15 protein-coding genes and 1 other RNA gene are annotated in these 19,409 nt (G+C 55.1%); 7 read left to right on the top strand and 9 right to left on the bottom strand.

Features of this window, described 5'->3' with window-relative positions; all coding sequences use genetic code 11:
• The first annotated feature begins 221 nt into the window (after positions 1-221).
• Positions 222-1,634: a pyruvate kinase PykF gene (gene pykF / locus AC6I8D_RS08310; protein WP_031375710.1), complete on the top strand. Its 1,413-nt coding sequence runs from the start codon at positions 222-224 to the stop codon at positions 1,632-1,634.
• Between the two features lie 303 nt (positions 1,635-1,937).
• On the top strand, positions 1,938-2,174 hold the full coding sequence (locus AC6I8D_RS08305) for a major outer membrane lipoprotein (protein ID WP_006118977.1): 237 nt from the start codon (positions 1,938-1,940) through the stop codon (positions 2,172-2,174).
• A gap of 79 nt (positions 2,175-2,253) precedes the next feature.
• Here the strand turns inward: AC6I8D_RS08305 and AC6I8D_RS08300 are convergent, their stop codons facing one another.
• The 7 genes from AC6I8D_RS08300 to sufA are packed head-to-tail and all read right to left on the bottom strand — an operon-like array spanning position 2,254 to position 8,916.
• Positions 2,254-3,279 (bottom strand): L,D-transpeptidase family protein, encoded by a 1,026-nt coding sequence (locus AC6I8D_RS08300; RefSeq protein WP_312056831.1) that lies wholly within the window; start codon positions 3,277-3,279, stop codon positions 2,254-2,256.
• A 56-nt stretch (positions 3,280-3,335) separates the two neighbouring features.
• The gene (sufE, locus tag AC6I8D_RS08295) at positions 3,336-3,752 is read right to left on the bottom strand and encodes a cysteine desulfuration protein SufE (RefSeq protein ID WP_497819931.1); all 417 of its coding nucleotides are present in this window, start codon (positions 3,750-3,752) and stop codon (positions 3,336-3,338) included.
• Positions 3,753-3,773: 21 nt separating this feature from the next.
• Positions 3,774-4,997, bottom strand: a complete 1,224-nt coding sequence (gene sufS, locus AC6I8D_RS08290; RefSeq protein ID WP_497820663.1) for a cysteine desulfurase SufS — start codon at positions 4,995-4,997, stop codon at positions 3,774-3,776.
• On the bottom strand, positions 4,997-6,277 hold the full coding sequence (gene sufD, locus AC6I8D_RS08285; RefSeq protein ID WP_497819930.1) for a Fe-S cluster assembly protein SufD: 1,281 nt from the start codon (positions 6,275-6,277) through the stop codon (positions 4,997-4,999). The genes sufS and sufD overlap by 1 nt, the downstream gene beginning before the upstream one ends.
• Positions 6,252-6,998 (bottom strand): Fe-S cluster assembly ATPase SufC, encoded by a 747-nt coding sequence (sufC, locus tag AC6I8D_RS08280; protein ID WP_031375706.1) that lies wholly within the window; start codon positions 6,996-6,998, stop codon positions 6,252-6,254. Before sufC ends, sufD begins: the two co-directional genes overlap by 26 nt.
• 42 nt (positions 6,999-7,040) lie before the next feature.
• Entirely contained in the window at positions 7,041-8,534 is a 1,494-nt protein-coding gene (gene sufB, locus AC6I8D_RS08275; protein WP_312056827.1) for a Fe-S cluster assembly protein SufB, read from the bottom strand.
• Between the two features lie 7 nt (positions 8,535-8,541).
• Complete coding sequence (sufA, locus tag AC6I8D_RS08270) at positions 8,542-8,916, bottom strand: Fe-S cluster assembly scaffold SufA (RefSeq protein WP_031375704.1); 375 nt, start codon at positions 8,914-8,916, stop codon at positions 8,542-8,544.
• Between the two features lie 389 nt (positions 8,917-9,305).
• Here sufA and AC6I8D_RS08265 point away from each other — a divergent pair, with 389 nt between their 5' ends.
• Positions 9,306-9,710 (top strand): hypothetical protein, encoded by a 405-nt coding sequence (locus AC6I8D_RS08265; RefSeq protein WP_497820662.1) that lies wholly within the window; start codon positions 9,306-9,308, stop codon positions 9,708-9,710.
• Between the two features lie 33 nt (positions 9,711-9,743).
• Here AC6I8D_RS08265 and ydiJ read toward each other — a convergent pair whose 3' ends face one another.
• Positions 9,744-12,797 carry a D-2-hydroxyglutarate dehydrogenase YdiJ gene (gene ydiJ / locus AC6I8D_RS08260; protein ID WP_497819929.1) on the bottom strand — a complete coding sequence of 1,018 codons (3,054 nt, stop codon included), beginning with the start codon at positions 12,795-12,797 and terminating at the stop codon, positions 9,744-9,746.
• A 207-nt stretch (positions 12,798-13,004) separates the two neighbouring features.
• Between ydiJ and ydiK the strand changes: the two genes are divergently transcribed.
• Positions 13,005-14,114, top strand: coding sequence for an AI-2E family transporter YdiK (gene ydiK, locus AC6I8D_RS08255; RefSeq protein ID WP_312056837.1), 1,110 nt, complete (start codon positions 13,005-13,007; stop codon positions 14,112-14,114).
• A 264-nt stretch (positions 14,115-14,378) separates the two neighbouring features.
• An RNA gene (rprA, locus tag AC6I8D_RS08250) (antisense sRNA RprA) lies at positions 14,379-14,486 on the top strand.
• Positions 14,487-14,557: 71 nt separating this feature from the next.
• Here rprA and ppsA read toward each other — a convergent pair.
• Positions 14,558-16,942, bottom strand: coding sequence for a phosphoenolpyruvate synthase (gene ppsA, locus AC6I8D_RS08245; RefSeq protein WP_312056821.1), 2,385 nt, complete (start codon positions 16,940-16,942; stop codon positions 14,558-14,560).
• 439 nt (positions 16,943-17,381) lie between these two features.
• Between ppsA and ppsR the strand changes: the two genes are divergently transcribed.
• Positions 17,382-18,209, top strand: a complete 828-nt coding sequence (ppsR, locus tag AC6I8D_RS08240; RefSeq protein ID WP_031375700.1) for a posphoenolpyruvate synthetase regulatory kinase/phosphorylase PpsR — start codon at positions 17,382-17,384, stop codon at positions 18,207-18,209.
• A gap of 152 nt (positions 18,210-18,361) precedes the next feature.
• Positions 18,362-19,408, top strand: a complete 1,047-nt coding sequence (locus AC6I8D_RS08235) for a 3-deoxy-7-phosphoheptulonate synthase (protein ID WP_312756750.1) — start codon at positions 18,362-18,364, stop codon at positions 19,406-19,408.
• The last annotated feature ends 1 nt before the right edge of the window (position 19,409 follow it).

Below are 19,409 nucleotides of genomic sequence, written 5' to 3'. Positions count from 1 at the left end.
GGTTTCAGCGATCACGTGCCTATTGCGATAACTCAGATAATTTGCGCAACACTCAGAAGGTGGTTACCAACCGTAACCGCACAACTTCCCTGCACGCCTGGCCTTCGTCACCTATTCTTACTCTGTATAGCCCGTTTCGATTTCAAACAGAATTCTCACTTCGATGCATTGCCATCGGATTTCGCCCTTTATCATCCATCACAACTTACAGATAACCCGTCATGAAAAAGACTAAGATCGTTTGTACTATCGGCCCGAAAACCGAATCAGAAGAGATGCTGACTCAGCTGCTTGAAGCCGGCATGAATGTTATGCGTCTTAACTTCTCCCACGGCGACTACGCCGAGCACGGCCAGCGCATCACCAACATGCGTGCCGTGATGGAAAAAACCGGCCGTCAGGCGGCTATCCTGCTGGACACCAAAGGCCCTGAAATCCGCACCATGAAACTGGAAGGCGGAAATGATGCCCCTCTGAAAGCGGGTCAGACCTTTACCTTCACCACCGACCAGAGCGTGATCGGCAACAGCGAACGCGTTGCGGTGACCTATCCTGGCTTTACGGCTGACCTGAAAATCGGTAACACCGTACTGGTCGATGATGGCCTGATCGGCATGGAAGTGACGGAAGTCACCGAAAACACCGTGGTGTGTAAAGTACTCAATAATGGCGACCTCGGTGAAAACAAAGGCGTTAACCTGCCAGGCGTTTCTATTCAGCTGCCGGCGCTGGCGGAAAAAGATAAGCGCGACCTGATCTTCGGTTGTGAGCAAGGTGTCGATTTCGTTGCTGCGTCGTTCATCCGTAAGCGTTCAGACGTGCTGGAAATTCGTGAGCACCTGAAACAGCACGGCGGTGAGCACATCCAGATCATCTCTAAAATTGAAAACCAGGAAGGCCTGAATAACTTCGACGAAATTCTCGAAGCGTCAGACGGCATCATGGTTGCGCGTGGCGACCTGGGCGTTGAAATCCCGGTTGAAGAAGTGATCTTCGCGCAGAAGATGATGATCAAGAAGTGTAACAAAGCGCGCAAAGTGGTGATTACCGCTACTCAGATGCTTGACTCAATGATCAAAAACCCACGCCCTACCCGTGCTGAAGCGGGCGACGTGGCAAACGCCATCCTCGACGGTACTGATGCGGTAATGCTGTCAGGCGAAAGCGCCAAAGGGAAATACCCGCTTGAGTCAGTGACCATTATGGCCACTATCTGTGAGCGTACCGATCGCGTGATGAAGTCCCGCATCGATAGCCAGAACGACACCCGCAAACTGCGCATTACCGAAGCGGTCTGCCGCGGTGCGGTTGAAACTGCTGAGAAGCTGGAAGCGCCACTGATTGTGGTCGCCACTGAAGGCGGTAAGTCTGCCAAGGCAGTACGTAAGTACTTCCCGAACGCCACTATCCTGGCGCTGACCACCAATGCCACCACCGCGCGTCAGCTGATCCTGAGTAAAGGGATTGAGACCCGTCTGGTGACCGAAATCGCCTCGACTGATGACTTCTATCGTCTGGGTAAAGAAGCGGCGCTGGAAAGCGGCTATGGCCAGAAAGGTGACGTGGTGGTGCTGGTGTCAGGTGCATTAGTACCAAGCGGAACTACCAACACCGCCTCAGTACACGTGCTGTAAAACTATTTTCACCATTTATTTAGAAGCGCCTTTCACGGGCGCTTTTTTTATTTGTACTTAATACAAATGTCGGAAAATTCCAATCGAAAATAACTATTCAATTTCACTTTATATTAAGGTTAATCCGATTAAATCTCTCTGTTTTCGCTAAATTTTTTTATCATCTTCTGCGATCCGCTGCTTCTTTGAGCGAACGATCAAATTTAAGCATCTTCTCATCAAAAATTTATTCTCAACTTAAAAAGCTTTGTGTAATACTTGTAACGCTACATGGAGATTAACTCAATCTAGAGGGTATAAATAATGAATCGTACTAAACTGGTACTGGGCGCGGTAATCCTGGGTTCAACTCTGCTGGCTGGTTGCTCAAGCAACGCTAAAATCGACCAGCTGTCTTCTGACGTTCAGACTCTGAACGCTAAAGTTGACCAACTGAGCAACGACGTGAACGCAGTGCGTTCAGACGTTCAGGCTGCTAAAGATGACGCAGCTCGCGCTAACCAGCGTCTGGACAACCAGGCTCACTCTTACCGTAAGTAAGAGTTCTGGTTTAAAAATGGCGCCTTTAAGGCGCCATTTTTTTTGCTTTGCGTTTACGCGGTTTCCCGCGTGACCCGCTTTAGGGCGTGGCCGTTTCAGCTTCCGCCTGAACAACCGGCGCAGCAGAGGCCGATGCAGGCGTCTCCAGCCCTGCAGGCGGCGTTGTTTCACTCTGGACCGGCTCACCACTGCTGACCAGCACCGGCATGCCTGAGCGACGCGTCAGGCTGGCTTTAATCAAGGCGCTATCACTTTTCTCGCTTTTGATAAATTGCTTCAGTCCGGCAGTCAGCGCTAACGGCATGGTTTGCGGATCGTCCTTATCGTTACGCGATAACGGCTGATGCACCTCGACGTAGCGTTTGCCGTCAGGTTCTACCGCATACTTCACCGGCTGATTAATGATCTGCACCCGCGTGCCTTTCGGCACCGAATTAAACAGCGCTTCGATATCCTCTGAACGCAGGCGAATACAGCCGGAGCTGACGCGCATACCAATGCCGAACTTCGCGTTGGTGCCATGAATCAGATACTGGCCGCTACCGCGCGCCAGGCGCAGCGCAAACAGCCCCATCGGGTTATCCGGCCCGGCAGGCACTACCGCAGGCAGCGTAACCCCTTCTTTGGCATAGCGTTTACGAATGTTCTGAGTTGGCGTCCAGGTTGGGTTGGGAATTTTCTGGCTGATTTGGGTCACCATCACCGGGGTTGCCGCCCCGAGCTGACCAATACCGATCGGATAGACAATGACTTTGTCTTCGCCTTTGGGATAGTAGTAGAGACGCAGCTCGGCCAGGTTCACCACAATGCCTTCTCGCGGAGTATCAGGCAGCAGCATCTGCAGCGGGACGGTGAGTTGCGTGCCGGCTTTCGGCAGCCAGGGATCGGTGCCTGGATTCGCCTCCAGCAGGCTAAGCAGGCCAACCTGATAGCGGGCCGCAATCTCTTCCAGTGGGCGTTTGTCGTCAGGAACCTGGGTCAGGACGTTTTCGCCAATCAGGCGACTGTCAGGGGATGGCAGCGGGTATTCCGTGGCAAATGCGGGTGCAGAGAGCCCAAAACAGGTCAGCAGCAATGCACCGGCTAAACGTAAAGCAGGTTTCATGCAATATTCTCGTCAGATAAAAAAACAGACGCCGGATGGCGTCTGTCGAGTGTAGCTTAGCTGAGGTTCTGAGCGGTATGGCGAATAGACCGAATCATCGCTTCCAGACCCTGCGACCGGGTCGGCGTCAGGTGCTGCATCAGCGCCAGTTCACTGAACCAGTGGCGCACATCCAGCGCCACAATTTCAGCCGGCGGCAGATTCTGATAAAGGCTAAACACGATAGCAATCAAGCCTTTAACAATGGCGGCATCGCTGTCGCCTTCAAACGCGATGGTGCCATCTTCCTGCGGCGTCATCCTGATCCACACCTGGCTCTGACAGCCTGAAATGGCATTCTCTGGCTGGTGCAAGCTTTCGGAGGATTCCGGAAGTTTTGCACCCAGCTCAATGATGTAGAGATACTTCTCTTCCCAGTTGGCGCAACGGTTGAAGTTACGAACCAGTTTCTCTTTTTCTGGCAAGTTCGCCATCTGTCACTCCGTTAAAACTGTTCAGCCGCCCAGCAGACGATGAATACGAGTCAGTCCGGCCGCCAGACGATCCACTTCCTCTTCACTGTTGTAGAAGGTGAAAGAGGCGCGACACATGGCTGGCACGTTGTAATGGTGCATCAGCGGCATCGCACAGTGGTGGCCGGTGCGGATCGCAATGCCGTACTGATCGAGGAAGCTGCCAACGTCAAAGGCGTGGTGTTTGCCCAGATTGAAGGCAATCACCCCGGCGCGTGACTGCGGGCCGTAAATCCGGATGTCCGGTACCGAGGCCAGCTTATCGAGCGCATAATTCATCAGTGCCGTTTCGCGCTGATGAATGGTATCCAGTCCCAGCGCCTCAACGTAGGCCAGCGCGGCTCCAAAGCCGATAATCCCGCCGGTGTTCGGCGTACCGGCTTCAAAACGCCAGGGTGCGCTGTTCCAGGTGGTGCCGGTTGGCAGCAGTACGCGGTCGATCATCGATCCGCCCCCTTCCCACGGCGGCATCTCATCCAGCAGCGCTTTACGCCCATAGAGAATGCCGACGCCGTTCGGGCCGTACAGCTTGTGGCTGGAGAAGACGTAGAAATCGCAGCCGATATCCTGCACGTTCACTTTGTCGTGCATCACCGCCTGCGCGCCGTCTATCAGCGTCACCACACCCGCGGCTTTCGCCTGTGCGACGATCGCTTTAACCGGGTTGACCGTGCCGAGAACGTTAGAAACGTGCGTCACCGCCAGCAACCGGGTACGGCTGTCGATCAGCCCCGCCAGTTGCTCCAGTGCCAGTTCGCCGTTGTGGTTCAGCGGCAGAACCCGAATTTCAGCACCGGTACGCTGCGCCACCATCTGCCACGGCACGATGTTAGCGTGATGCTCCATCTCAGTGATGATCAGGTTATCGCCCGGCTGGAGGTTTGCGCCACCCCAGCTGTTGGCCACCAGATTGATGCCTTCAGTGGTGCCTTTGACGAACACAATCTCTTCCTGGGTGGCCGCATTCAGAAAACGGGCCGCCTGATCGCGCACGTTCTCCATGTCGCTGGTCGCCTGCTGGCTGAGCGTATGGATACCACGGTGCACGGCCGCATAGCCGTGCTGATAAAAATGGCTTTCGGCGTTGATTACCGACAGCGGACGTTGTGCGCTGGCCGCACTGTCAAGATAGGCCAGCGGATGACCGTTGACCTCACGCTTCAGGATCGGAAAATCTTCCCTGATGCGTTCGAGATCGAAGTTCATCATGAGTCGCCTCCAGGAAAGCGCTCAGCGATACGCTGCAGCACTGCCTGACGCAATACCTCATTCTCCAGCGCTTCGGTCAGTTCCGCAGCAAAGGCATGAATGATCATGGTCTGGGCAGCATCCTGCTCAATACCGCGCGAGCGCAGATAGAACATCTGCTCATCATCGATGCGGCCGATGGTGGCGCCGTGGCTGCACTTAACGTCATCCGCATAGATTTCCAGCTGCGGTTTAGTGTCCACTTCGGCCAGACGTCCCAGCAACAGGTTGTTGTTGGTCATCTGTCCATCGGTTTTCAGCGCATGCTTCGCCACTTTGATGTGACCATTAAACACCGCACGGCCTTTATCGCGCACGATGGTTTTATGCATTTGGCGGCTCAGGCAGTAGCCTTTATTGTGCTCAAGGTAAGTACGGGTATCCGCCACTTCCTGACGCACCGGCAGCACCAGGCTGTTCACCGCCAGCTGGGTGTTTTCACCGTTCAGCTGGGTACTGGTGTTATGGCGACTCAGACCCGCACCGAGCAGGAAGCTGGTGCTGCTGACCTGCGCATCGCTGCCGATCACCAGGTCGTTATGTGCGAAGTGATAACTTTCGCTGCTTTCAAACGCCAGTTTGGTGTGGGTCAGTTTTGCATTGTCGCCGACGGCAAAGGTAAAGCGGCCGCCCGTGAAATGCGCACTGCTATCCAGCGAGACGTAGTGCTCAATCACTTCCGCTTCGGCGCTCTCATCCAGCTGCAGATGATGACGATAATGAACCGTGTTCATCCCGTTCTGCTGGCCGCTGGTGATGTGCAGCAGATAGAGCGGACGGGCCGCTGATTTACCGCGCGCCAGACGCAGGGTGGTCACCTCTTCCGCCAGACTCTCAGTCAGGTGCAGGAAGACTTCCGGCTGAACGGCCGCCGGCAGGGGGCGACGTTCAGCCGCTACGCTGTGCTGAATCTCAAACAGCTCGCTGTCGTGCGAACTGAGCGCAGGCTGGAACTGACCATCAACGTAAACCAGACGCACCGCATCCAGTGGCAGCGCCAGCGCATCGACCTGCTCAGCGCTCAGGGTTTGCGGTGCCTGCGGCAGCACAAACTGTTGCGCCAGCAAGGTATCCAGCGAGGTGTATTTCCAGTTCTCATGCTTGCGGGTAGGCAAGCCAACCCGCATCAGTTGCTGCCAGTGCTGCTGAGCCTGCAGCGAACGCACGTCGCCGCGCGATTCAAACAGGTGATGCCACTGTTGCAGCGCAGAATCACTCTTCGTCGGTAAGCCAGCCATAACCTTGCTCCTCCAGCTGTTTCACCAGCGAGAAGTCGCCAGATTTCACGATTTTGCCCTGATAAAGAACGTGTACGAAGTCTGGCTTGATGTAATCCAGAATACGCTGATAGTGGGTCACGATGATGAAGGCACGCTTCTCATCGCGCAGGCTGTTGACGCCATTGGCCACAATTTTCAGCGCATCGATGTCCAGTCCGGAATCGGTTTCATCGAGGATACAGAGCTCCGGCTCCAGCGCTGCCATCTGCAGAATGTCGTTACGCTTCTTCTCACCACCGGAGAAGCCAACGTTGACTGAACGGGTCAGCAGATCTTCCGGCATCTTCAGCAGGTGAATTTTATCTTCAATAAAGTCCTGGAAGTCGAAGCGGTCCAGCTCTTCCTGCTGACGATATTTGCGCACCGCGTTAACCGAGGTTTGCAGGAAAAACTGGTTGCTCACGCCTGGGATCTCAACCGGATACTGGAAGGCCATAAAGATACCTTCACCGGCACGCTCTTCCGGTGCCAGCTCCAGCAGATCTTTACCTTTGAAGGTCACCGAACCGCCGGTTACTTCATAGTCTTCACGACCGGCCAGCGTGGCAGAAAGCGTACTTTTACCTGAGCCGTTCGGGCCCATGATGGCATGGACTTCACCCGGTTTAATTTCGAGGTTCAGACCACGCAAAATGGCTTTATCTTCAACACTTACCTGTAAATCTTTAATGCTTAACATACTTATTCCTTCACATTGCTTCCGGCAACGCGTGTGACGGCATCAGCCCACACTGTGCTCAAGGCTGATGGCTAACAATTTTTGGGCTTCCACGGCAAACTCCAGCGGCAGCTCCGAAAATACGTCTTTACAGAAGCCGTTCACGATCATCGAGATGGCATCTTCTTCACTGATACCGCGTTGCAGACAGTAGAACATCTGGTCTTCGCCGATACGTGAGGTGGTGGCTTCGTGCTCAAGCTGGGCCGTGTTGTTACGGGTTTCAACATACGGGAAGGTATGTGCGCCGCAGTCCGGGCCAATCAGCATTGAGTCACACTGGGTAAAGTTACGTGCGTTGGTCGCGGTCGGCATGATTTTAACCAGGCCGCGATAGGTGTTCTCGCTTTTACCGGCCGAAATCCCTTTTGAGATGATGGTCGATTTGGTGTTTTTACCAATGTGAATCATCTTGGTGCCGGTGTCCGCCTGCTGGCGGCCGCTGGTCAGCGCCACAGAGTAGAATTCGCCGACCGAGTAGTCACCGCGCAGAATGCAGCTCGGGTATTTCCAGGTAATGGCGGAGCCGGTCTCAGACTGCGTCCAGGACATTTTACTGTGGTCACCTTCACACAGCGCACGCTTGGTAACGAAGTTAAGGATACCGCCCTCGCCTTCACCGCCCGGGAACCAGTTCTGCACCGTCGAATATTTCACTTCGGCATTTTTATGGATGATCACTTCCACCACGGCCGCGTGCAGCTGATAGCTGTCACGCACCGGCGCTGAACAGCCTTCGATGTAGCTGACGTAACTGTCTTCATCAGCAATCAGGATGGTGCGTTCGAACTGACCGGTTTTGGCTGCGTTGATACGGAAGTAGGTCGACAGTTCCATCGGGCAACGTACGCCTTTCGGGATGTAGACAAAGGTTCCGTCTGACGCTACCGCCGAGTTCAGCGCGGCAAAGAAGTTATCGTTGGCCGGGACGACCGTGCCGAGATACTGCTTCACCAGCTCCGGATGTTCCTGAATTGCTTCGCCGAACGAACAGAAGATAATGCCCTGCTCCGCCAGCTTGCCGCGATAGGTGGTAGCAACCGAGACGGAGTCAAAAATAGCGTCCACGGCCACTTCACGACCTTCACGCACCGGGACACCCAGCTGGTTAAAGGCGTTTTCCACTTCCTGCGTCAGGTAATCGCTGGCCGGCGCGCTGCCTGATGCCTGGGTCGCACCCGGCTCAGACGCGCAGCTGTCATCGCAGTTACCGCATGACGGTGCGGAATAGTAGCTGTAATCCTGGTAATCGAGTTTCTCGTAGTGCGCTTTCAGCCAGTGAGGCTCTTCCATTTCAAGCCAGGCACGGAAAGCTTTAAGACGAAACTCCAGCATCCACTCTGGCTCGTTACGCTTGGCCGAGATCGCGCGCACCACATCTTCATTGATGCCGTTCGCAAATTCTTCGGTCTGCAGTTGGGTAAAGAAGCCCTCTTTATAGTTGAGCTTGCCGTCCCAGATTTGTACATCGTCAGATGCTTCGCTGTGTCGTGACATATTTCACTTACTCGACGCCAAAGCTCTCGCCACACCCGCAGGCGTGCTGAGCTTTAGGGTTATTGAATTTAAAAATCTGATTCAGGCCTTCGCGAACGTAATCCACTTCGGTGCCATCCACAAATGGCATCGCCTGAAGCGGCACAAACAGGGTTGCGCCATGGAACGAGAACTGCAGATCGTCATCGACTGGCTCTTTCACCAGATCCATGACATAACCAAACCCGGCGCAGCCGGATTGTTTTACGCCTAGCCGTAGCCCCTTGACATCAGGGTCCTGAGCAGCCAGATTGAGAATTTGTTGCGCTGCGGTTTCAGTCAGCGTCAGCCCTTTCCAGACGAAATCGTCGGGTGAGAAAGAGTCTGCATTAACGGATGCCATGTTGATACCTCTTGAGTCCGGACCTTTTCAGGCTATCCCCCTATGGTAGTGATCTGACCGATCACTTCAACCTCTTGTTTTGCAGGGATAATCATCTTGTGCTGTTTTATTCGGCTATTTATTAAGCATAGACCCTTCAACTCACTTTGCGGTGAGACAGCTCACGTGAAGAGTCGCGATATAACCTGTTAATAACCCACTCTTTTTTCAAAAGTGACTTTTCATAAAAGTGCTTATTGATAGGTTACGCCTTTCTGCGATGTAAACAGATTGTTATTGCCGATTATACTGACAGGTCAGATAAATCGTAAAATTTTTCTGCCCGAGCAATTGCATTCCTCGCCTCGATGAATATGATAATTATTATCATTCACATTCAGGGTGGCATTATGACGCTTTCCGTCTCTGCCTGGCTGCAGCATAAAATCGACGAATACAGATTTGCGGTACGCGATATCACCGTCGACTTCTACCTGGCGCAGGCCAGACTCGACCGGGCCGACTGTACCCTTCAGCAATTACGTCAGTTTAATGATACCTGTCTGGATATGGCAGAAGTCTGCCAGCTGAACGGAGATGACCAGAGCTATTTGCACGCCATGGGCAAACTGCATCACCGCCTGGTGCAGGAGATGGGAAATAGCGATCGCGATCGTCTGTTCCGCATTCAGGCTTACCAACTGGCGCGACTCTCCCTGACCCGTCTGTGCCATCAGCTGGCGATGATCGGTGAATGGGATAAAGCCACCGCGCTGCAAAGCGACTTTGTGCGTCACGCTGGCTGGATATTCTAATCCAGCCGCGCCGTGACGTCGCGCACAATTTTTTTACAACAGCGTTAAGAGGGCCTGGAGCGGATGGCGCATTCCGTTACCTTCCACCCGCTTGACCTGGCTGCGGCAGGAGTAACCGGTAGCAAGACAGCGCTGACGCGGTAAGCGTTGCAGCTGTGGATGCCAGGAGAGCGCGTAGATCCCCAGCGAGTTTTCAAGGTTTTTGGTTTCGTGGCCGTAGGTGCCCGCCATGCCACAGCAGCCCACGTTGATGTTCTCCAGTTTTGCGCCAAAGCGGGAAAAAATCTCCTGCCACTGTGTCGGCGCGGACGGCAACGCGGTTACTTCAGTACAGTGCGCGAACAGGTACCATGACTCGCCCGTGGTGCTCTGCACTTCCCGCTCCGTCAGCGCACTCTGCAACCACTCATGCACCAGCAGCACGCTGAAATCACCGCGCGCCTCGCCCAGCGTCTGACGATACTCATCGCGATAGCAGAGTACGGTCGCAGGATCGACCCCCACCATCGGCATTCCAAGCCGCGCCACCCGGTTCAGGAAATCGGCGGTCCGGCTGGCGGTCCGGGCAAAGCGTTGCAGGAAGCCTTTCACATGCTGCGCTTTACCATTCGGCGAGAACGGCAGCAGAACCGGCCGGTAGCCGAGCTTCTCAATCAGCCGGATAAAATCATTCACCAGCTGCGCTTCGTAGAAGCTGGTAAACGGATCCTGCACCACCAGCACGCACTTCGCCTGATCGGCAGCCGGCAGTCGCTCCAGCTGCTCCAGCGTCATATTCATCGCGGGATGGCCGCTCAACTGCTGCTTCAGCGTCGGTGAAGAGAGCAGCGGCAGATCGACCATGCCGATCTGAGTTTTGCTCAGCTCTTTCAGCCACGGCTGGCGCAGAAAGAAGTTAAAGGTTTTGGGTGCCTTCGCCATTAATGGCGCGTAGCTTTCAACCGCCGCCACCAGATGATCGCTGACCGGGCGCAAATAGCGGGTGTGATAAAGCTGTAAGAAGCGCGAGCGGAAGCTGGGTACGTCAATTTTGATCGGGCACTGCGTTGAGCAGGCTTTGCAGGCCAGACAGCCCGACATCGCCTCTTTTACCTCGTGCGAGAAATCGTACTCCCCTTTACTGGCGTGCCAGCTATTGCGGGTACGGGCGATCAGCCCGCGCAGTGAAAGCCGGCTCTGCGGTAACTGCTTCTCCAGCATCAGTGGATCCACGCCCTGATTAGCCAGCAGCCGCAGCCATTCCCGCGTCAGGGTCGCCCGACCTTTGGGAGAATGGATACGGTTACGGGTGATTTTCATCGACGGACACATCGGGCTGCGGGCGTCAAAGTTAAAGCACAGGCCGTTACCGTTACACTCCATCGCGCCGCGCCACTCGTCGCGTACCGAGAGCGGAATCTGGCGATCAAAAGTGCCACGCTTCTCCGCATCGACCTGCATCATCTCGTCATGGCTGTCAAATGGGGTGCAGATTTTGCCGGGATTGAGGCGGTTATGCGGATCGAATGCCGATTTAATCCGGCGCAGCTCATTGAACAGGGTTTCACCAAAGAACGCCGGGCTGTACTGCGCGCGGAAGCCTTTGCCGTGCTCGCCCCACAGCAATCCGCCGTAGCGCGCCGTCAGGGCCACAACTTCGTCGGAGATCTGCTTCATCATCATCTCCTGCTGCGGATCGCACATGTCCAGCGCCGGACGGACATGCAGCACGCCAGCATCGACGTGACCGAACATGCCGTAACTCAGTCCGTGGCTATCGAGCAAGGCGCGGAATTCGACAATGTAATCCGCCAGGCTTTCCGGCGGGACGGCGGTATCTTCGACGAACGGGATCGGCTTGGCGCGGCCTTTGGCATTACCCAGCAGCCCCACCGCCTTTTTGCGCATGTTATAGATACGCTCAATGCCCTGCAGATCGTCGCAGAGCTGATAACCGATGACGCCGCCCTGCTGTTGCGCCATCAGCGCATCCAGCCGCGCACAGAGCTGGCTGATTTGACTGTCGATCAACGCAGCGTTATCACCGGCAAACTCGACAATGTTCAGCCCCAGCATCTCTTTATCCGGCACGTCGGTAATCAGTTCCCGCACTGAATGCCAGACGATATCTTCACGCGCCAGGTTAAGCACTTTTGAGTCGACGGTTTCGACCGACAGCGCCTGTGCTTCCACCATGAATGGCGCATTACGCAGTGCAGAATCGAACGAATCATATTTGATGTTGACCAGCCGCCGCACTTTCGGCAACGGCGTGATATCCAGCCGCGCTTCGGTGATAAAGGCCAGCGTCCCTTCGGCTCCGCACAGCAGGCGCGTCAGGTCGAAGGTTTGCATATCGTCGCTGAACACATGTCGCAGGTCGTAACCGGTCAGGAAGCGGTTGAGCCGCGGGAATTTTTCGAGGATCAGCTTACGCTGCTCACGACAGCGGCTTAGCACCTGCTGATAGATGCGCCCTTCCGGGGTTGCCGTGCGGGCAATCGTTTCAGCCAGCGCTGTCGCCATCGGCCGGGTATCGAGGATATCGCCCCCCAGCAGCACCGCTCGCAGACCAATGACGTGATCGGAAGTTTTGCCATACACCAGCGATCCCTGGCCGGAGGCGTCGGTATTGATCATCCCGCCCAGCGTCGCGCGATTACTGGTCGACAGCTCTGGCGAGAAGAAAAAGCCATAGGGCTTAAGCCAGGCGTTCAACTGATCCTTGATCACCCCCGCTTCTACCCGCACCCAGCCCTCATCCGTATTGATCTCGAGGATGCGGTTCATGTAGCGCGACATATCAACAATAATGCCCTGGTTCAGCGACTGACCGTTGGTACCGGTGCCGCCGCCGCGTGGCGTAAACACCAGACTTTCAAAGCGTGGCTCGCCTGCCACCCGGGCGATCAGCGCGACGTCAGCGGTTGAGCGCGGAAACAGCGCCGCGTCGGGCAGCAGCTGATAGATGCTGTTATCGGTAGAGAGTGAAAGGCGGTCAGCATAGCTGGTGGCGGTGTCGCCGGTAAAACCCTGCTCTTTCAGCGACTCAAGGAATGTCAGCACCAGTTGAACGAGGCCCGGCGCCTGCGAAATCTGTGGGATCATTATTGTCTAACCGAAGATGTTGTAAACGTTTGCGTTTGCGCGTTTGCGGTCCCTCGTTTTATCACATTTTTTTGCCGCCCGCCGTTTTTTCAGGAAAGGGAAAAAGCTTTCTCTGCTGCTCTGTTTAATCCGCACTAAATAGATCATGATAAAAACGGGCACTGAGAGCCCGGCAATGAAGGAATTAGACGAGGTTATGAGTCGATGATGAAAAGCCTGTATCGGGACATGGATTTACCACAGATACTTTTTACCCTGATGTTCATTTTGTTACTGATCATCGCCTGTTTGTGGGTGGTACAGCCCTTTATTCTGGGTTTTGCCTGGGCCAGCATGGTGGTGATCGCCACCTGGCCGCTGATGCTTCGGTTGCAGCGGCTGTTGTGGGGACGCCGATCACTGGCAGTGATTGCCATGACCCTGCTGTTACTGCTGCTGTTTATTATTCCTATCGCACTGCTGGTCAGCAGCCTGATCGATAACAGCGCACCGGTGGTCGCCTGGGTGACGCAAGGCCATCTGATGCCACAACTGCTGTGGCTTAACGATGTGCCGATGGTCGGCGAAAAGGTTTATGCCAGTTATCACAAGCTGGTGGAAGGCGGTGGCTCCGGCATCATGGCGAAAGTGCAGCCCTATATTGGCCGCACCACCGGCTTCTTTGTGGCGCAGGCCGGCCATTTTGGCCGTTTTATGATTCATCTGGCGGTCATGCTGCTGTTCAGCGTGCTGCTCTACTGGCGTGGCGAACAGGCGGCGCAGGGTATTCGTCATTTTGCTTTCCGCATGGCGGGGCGACGGGGCGATGCGGCGGTGCTGCTGGCGGCGCAGTCAATCCGCGCCGTGGCGCTGGGCGTGGTGGTGACGGCGCTGGTGCAGGGCGTGCTGGGCGGCATTGGCCTTGCGGTCTCCGGCATTCCTTATGCCACGCTGCTCACGGTGCTGATGATCCTCTGCTGTCTGGTGCAGATTGGTCCGCTGCTGGTGCTGGTGCCGGCCATTATCTATCTCTACTGGAGCGGTGATACCACCTGGGGCACCGTACTGCTGGTCTGGAGCTGCGTGGTTGGTACGCTGGATAACGTGCTACGCCCGGTGCTGATTCGGATGGGCGCTGACCTGCCGATGATATTGATCCTTTCCGGGGTCATCGGCGGCCTGTTCGCCTTTGGCATGATTGGCTTATTTATCGGTCCGGTGGTGCTGGCGGTCTCTTATCGGCTGGTGTCAGTCTGGGTGCATGAAGCGCCCGCGCCGGACGATGACCCGCTGACCGTGGCGGATGCCCTCGTCGATCACGACGAAACCCCGCATTAAATCTGCTTCAGCAATGGTTAGGGCGGTTAATGATGATTGACCGCCCCGATTATTCTGCGTCACGTAAAGTTTATTTTTCATTAGCGGTTTTTAAGAAAAAAGCCATCTTTAGCCCCGAATCACCCATTCAGCGCTAAAACAGATTATTTTCTGCACTGTTTCTTAAGGGAAATGCAGTATAAAAGGTGACAAAAGATTATCGGCTTTAAACTAATAAGAGGATTCTTAAAGACGTCGGCCGGTCTGGTGAATAACATGTTTCCTATGTTCGAAATCAACTCACTGATTTCTAAACAACCTTTTTCCCCTGAGTAAAGTAAAGAATTGCTGTGTGTAGTCTTTGCCCATCCCCTGTGATGGGCTTTTTTTTTGCCTGTCACTGACCAGGCAAAAATAGAAAAGGCCAGCAGAGCTGGCCTTTAGCGGTAAATCGGGGCTTATCGTCAGGCAGATTTGTTTAACTGCGCCAGGCTTACCCAGGTCTCGACAACGGTGTCCGGGTTGAGCGATAAACTGTCAATCCCCTCCTCCATCAGCCAGGCGGCAAAATCCTGATGATCTGACGGTCCCTGACCGCAAATACCGACATACTTGCCCTGCTTTTTCGCTGCCTTGATCGCCATTGACAGCAGCGCTTTGACGGCTTCGTTGCGCTCGTCAAACAGCGCTGAAACCACCCCGGAATCGCGGTCCAGTCCCAGCGTCAGCTGGGTCATGTCATTTGACCCGATCGAGAAGCCATCGAAGTGCTGCAGGAACTGCTCAGCCAGTAAGGCGTTGGACGGAATTTCGCACATCATGATCACCTTCAATCCGTTCTCACCGCGCTTCAGTCCCTGACGGGCCAGCTCTTCGACCACCGCCTGCGCCTGATCGACAGTGCGCACGAACGGGATCATGATCTCCACGTTAGTCAGCCCCATCTCGTTGCGTACCCGCTTCACTGCTTCGCACTCCAGCGCAAAGCAGTCACGGAAACTGTCGGCCACATAGCGACCGGCACCGCGGAAGCCAAGCATCGGATTTTCTTCCTCCGGCTCGTAACGTTCACCGCCGACCAGATTGGCATATTCATTGGTTTTGAAGTCCGAAAGTCGCACAATTACCCGTTTCGGTGCAAAAGCGGCTCCAAGCGTGGCAATTCCTTCAGTCAGGCGACCGATGTAAAACTCAACCGGATCGTCAAATCCCTTCATCATTTTGCGAATCTGCTGCTGCAGTTCCGGCGTCTGCTGATCAAATTCCAGCAGCGCTTTCGGGTGGACGCCGATCATGCGATTGATGATGAATTCCAGACGCGCCAGGCCAACGCCTTCATTCGGCAAACAGGCAAAGTCAAAAGCGCGGTCAGGGTTGCCAACGTTCATCATGATTTTCAGCGGCAGCGTCGGCAGTGAATCAACCTGCGAACTGGTGACGTCAAAATCGAGCAGCTGATCGTAGACATAACCGGTATCGCCTTCAGCACAGGAGACCGTGACCTGGTGGCCCTCTTTCAGACGATCGGTGGCATCGCCACAGCCGACCACTGCCGGGATCCCCAGCTCACGCGCGATGATCGCCGCATGACAGGTACGGCCGCCACGGTTGGTGACAATCGCCGAAGCCTTTTTCATGATCGGTTCCCAGTCCGGGTCGGTCATGTCAGTCACCAGCACATCGCCTTTCTGGATACGGTTCATTTCGCTGATGTCGTGAATCACCTTCACTTCACCCGCGCCGATACGATGACCAATTGCGCGGCCTTCGACGACCACGCTGCCCTGGCCCTGCAGCGTGTAACGCTCCATTACCTGACCGTTTGAACGGACGGTCTCAGGACGCGCCTGCACGATAAACAGCTTGCCGGTGTGGCCATCTTTGGCCCATTCGATATCCATCGGACGCTTGTAGTGCTGTTCAATCAGTACCGCCTGCTGCGCCAGCGCCTGCACTTCGTCATCAGATAGACAGAAGCGATCGCGTTCCGCCTCGGGCACATCTTCGATCCGAACCTGCTCGCCATGTTCCAGTGAATCGGCATAGACCATGCGAACTTTTTTCGAACCCATATTGCGGCGCACAATCGACGGACGGCCAGCCGCCAGCGTCGGTTTGTGTACATAGAACTCATCGGGGTTAACCGCGCCCTGCACCACCATCTCACCCAGGCCTAGCGCCGCAGTAATGAATACTACCTGGTCAAAGCCGGATTCAGTATCGATAGTGAACATCACGCCGGAAGCCGCCAGATCGGAACGGACCATGCGCTGAACGCCCGCTGACAGCGCTACGCCGCGGTGGTCATAGCCCTGATGCACGCGGTAGGAGATGGCGCGGTCGTTAAACAGCGAGGCATAGACATGCTTCACCGCCACCATCACCGCTTCAATGCCCTGCACGTTGAGGAAGGTTTCCTGTTGACCGGCAAAAGAAGCATCGGGCATATCTTCAGCGGTCGCCGATGAGCGAACCGCAAAGGAGGCGTCGGCATCATCAGCCGACAGCTGCTGGTAGGCTTCCAGGATCGCCGTTTCGAGTTCCGGCAGGAACGGCGTTTCGACAATCCACTGACGAATTTGCTTACCGGCTTTCGCCAGCGCATCAACATCATCAATATCGGTGCTATCCAGTAATGCATAAATGCGCTGGTTCAGTCCGCTTTGATCGAGGAACAGGTTAAAGGCGTACGAGGTGGTCGCAAAACCGTTGGGAACCGAGACCCCGAGCGACGACAAATTAGTAATCATTTCACCCAGAGAGGCATTTTTGCCCCCCACCCGATCGACATCATGCATGCCAAGCTGGTTATACCAGAGCACTAGCGGCTGTTCGCCTTTATTGGACATTGAGCTTATCCTTTATCAATGAATGGGCACATGGAATATTCTGCAATCAACCCATTCAGCCTGGCATAAGCCCCTGGCAATGACGATCTGTTGAATCGTTAAAGCAGATTATCAGTGACAGATTCGGAATTGTGCACGCCAGAATAATCCGTTGCGCAAGGGGTTTATTTTTCGCTAACTGACTGATGCAACAGTAAATGTCACCTTTTCAGTCACTTAATAATTGTTTTTTGTTGCGCAACAAGCAGGATGGTTATTTTTGACGCCAGATAGCGTGGCAGCAAAATTATGCGGAATGAAACACGCTTTCATTTTTACTGCTGTGCTAAAACAGGGCGTTAATAATGCAACTAAAAGATTCACAATCGAAAAATATGGATTATTTATTTTATCTCGCGGGCTATTCAGACCGCTCATTCTTTGCAGAGGCCGACCCGTCATGACGACTGACAGAAGCGTTTTCTATATCTCCGATGGTACTGCTATCACCGCCGAAGTGCTGGGCCATGCGGTGCTGTCACAGTTTCCGGTCAATATCACCAGCCTGACGCTGCCGTTTGTTGAAAATGTTCAGCGGGCGCAGGCGGTCAAAGCGCAGATCAACGCCCTTTACCAGCAGAGCGGCGTGCGGCCGCTGGTGTTCTTCTCTATTGTCACGCCGGAAGTGCGCGACATCATTGTTCAGAGCGAAGGCTTTTGTCAGGACATCGTTCAGGCATTGGTGGCCCCGCTGCAGCAGGAGTTGGGATTGTCGCCGGCACCGGTGGCCCACCGCACCCACGGGCTGGATGCCAGCAATCTCGGTAAATATGATGCGCGTATCGCCGCGATCGATTACACCCTGGCGCATGATGACGGCATTTCGCTACGCGGTCTGGAGGATGCTCAGGTGATTCTGCTGGGCGTGTCGCGCTGCGGCAAAACCCCCACCAGCCTCTATCTGGCGATGCAGTTTGGTATCCGTGCCGCCAACTACCCTTTTATCGCGGATGATATGGATAACCTCAAACTGCCGCCGGCGCTGCGCGCGCATCAGCATAAATTGTTCGGGCTGACTATCGATCCGGAACGGCTGGCCGCCATTCGTCAGGAGCGGGCGGAAAATACCCGTTACGCCTCAATGCGCCAGTGCCGGCTGGAAGTGGGAGAAGTGGAAGCGCTGTTCCGGACCCATCAGATCCGCTATCTCAACAGCACCAACTACTCGGTCGAGGAGATCGCCACCAAAATTCTCGACATCATGGGTCTGACCCGCCGCATGTACTAAGCGTCTCTGCGCGGCCGCGATGTAAAGCGTCGCTGCCGTTGGTTTTGTTTTCATTATTAATTCCCGGGTTGAATTCGCAGGCTAATGGTTTATTGTGACCACCATCACTTCCCGGTATTTCACCGTTGCGAAGAATCGTTTCCGAGAAAATCATGAACAAAACCGACGAACTGCGTACCGCGCGCATTGGCAGCCTGATTACGCCTGCCAGCCTTGCGGCCGGACATCCTGTCTCTGACGCCATTGCTGATAACGTCACGGCGGCCCGCCAGCGTATTGCCCGTATCCTGACCGGTGAAGATCCACGTCTGCTGGTGATTATCGGCCCCTGCTCACTGCACGACCCGAAAGCGGCGCTGGAGTATGCCGAGCGCCTGAATGCCCTGCGCGTCCGTTATCAGGATCGACTGGAGATCGTGATGCGCGCCTATTTCGAGAAGCCGCGTACCGTTGTCGGCTGGAAAGGCCTGATCTCCGATCCCGATCTGGATGGCAGCTATGATGTGAACCGCGGGATTGGCATTGCTCGCCAGTTGCTGATTGATATTAACGCCCTTGGCTTACCGACCGCGACCGAGTTTCTCGATATGGTGATCGGGCAGTTTATTGCCGACCTGATCAGCTGGGGCGCAATTGGTGCCCGTACCACCGAAAGCCAGATCCACCGTGAAATGGCCTCTGCACTCTCCTGTCCGGTCGGCTTTAAAAATGGCACCGACGGCAATGTCCGCATTGCGGTAGATGCAATTCGTGCCGCCCGCGCCAGCCATATGTTCCTGTCACCGGATAAGCTCGGTCAGATGACCATCTATCAGACCAGCGGCAACCCGCATGGCCATGTGATCCTGCGCGGTGGCAAGCAGCCTAACTATCACGCCAGCGATGTGGCAGACGCGGCGGCCAGCCTGACAGAGTTTAACTTACCGCAACAGCTGGTGATCGACTTCAGTCACGGCAACTGCCTGAAGCAGCATCGCCGTCAGCTTGATGTGGCGGCCGATGTGGCGCAGCAGATCGTCGCCGGATCGCGCGCGGTCGCCGGCGTGATGATTGAGAGCTTCCTTGAAGAGGGCAATCAGAAGGTGGTTGGCGGTGAACCGCTGGTTTATGGCCAGTCGATTACCGATCCCTGCCTCGGCTGGCAGGACAGTGAAGCGGTGCTTGCCCTGCTCGCCGAAGCGGTCTCCTGCCGTTTCTGAG

The organism is Pantoea sp. X-Soil-MYKO-1785 (assembly GCF_059730675.1).
Note: the sequence above shows the minus strand (reverse complement) of the source record. Positions and strands in the feature narration are given on the sequence as shown.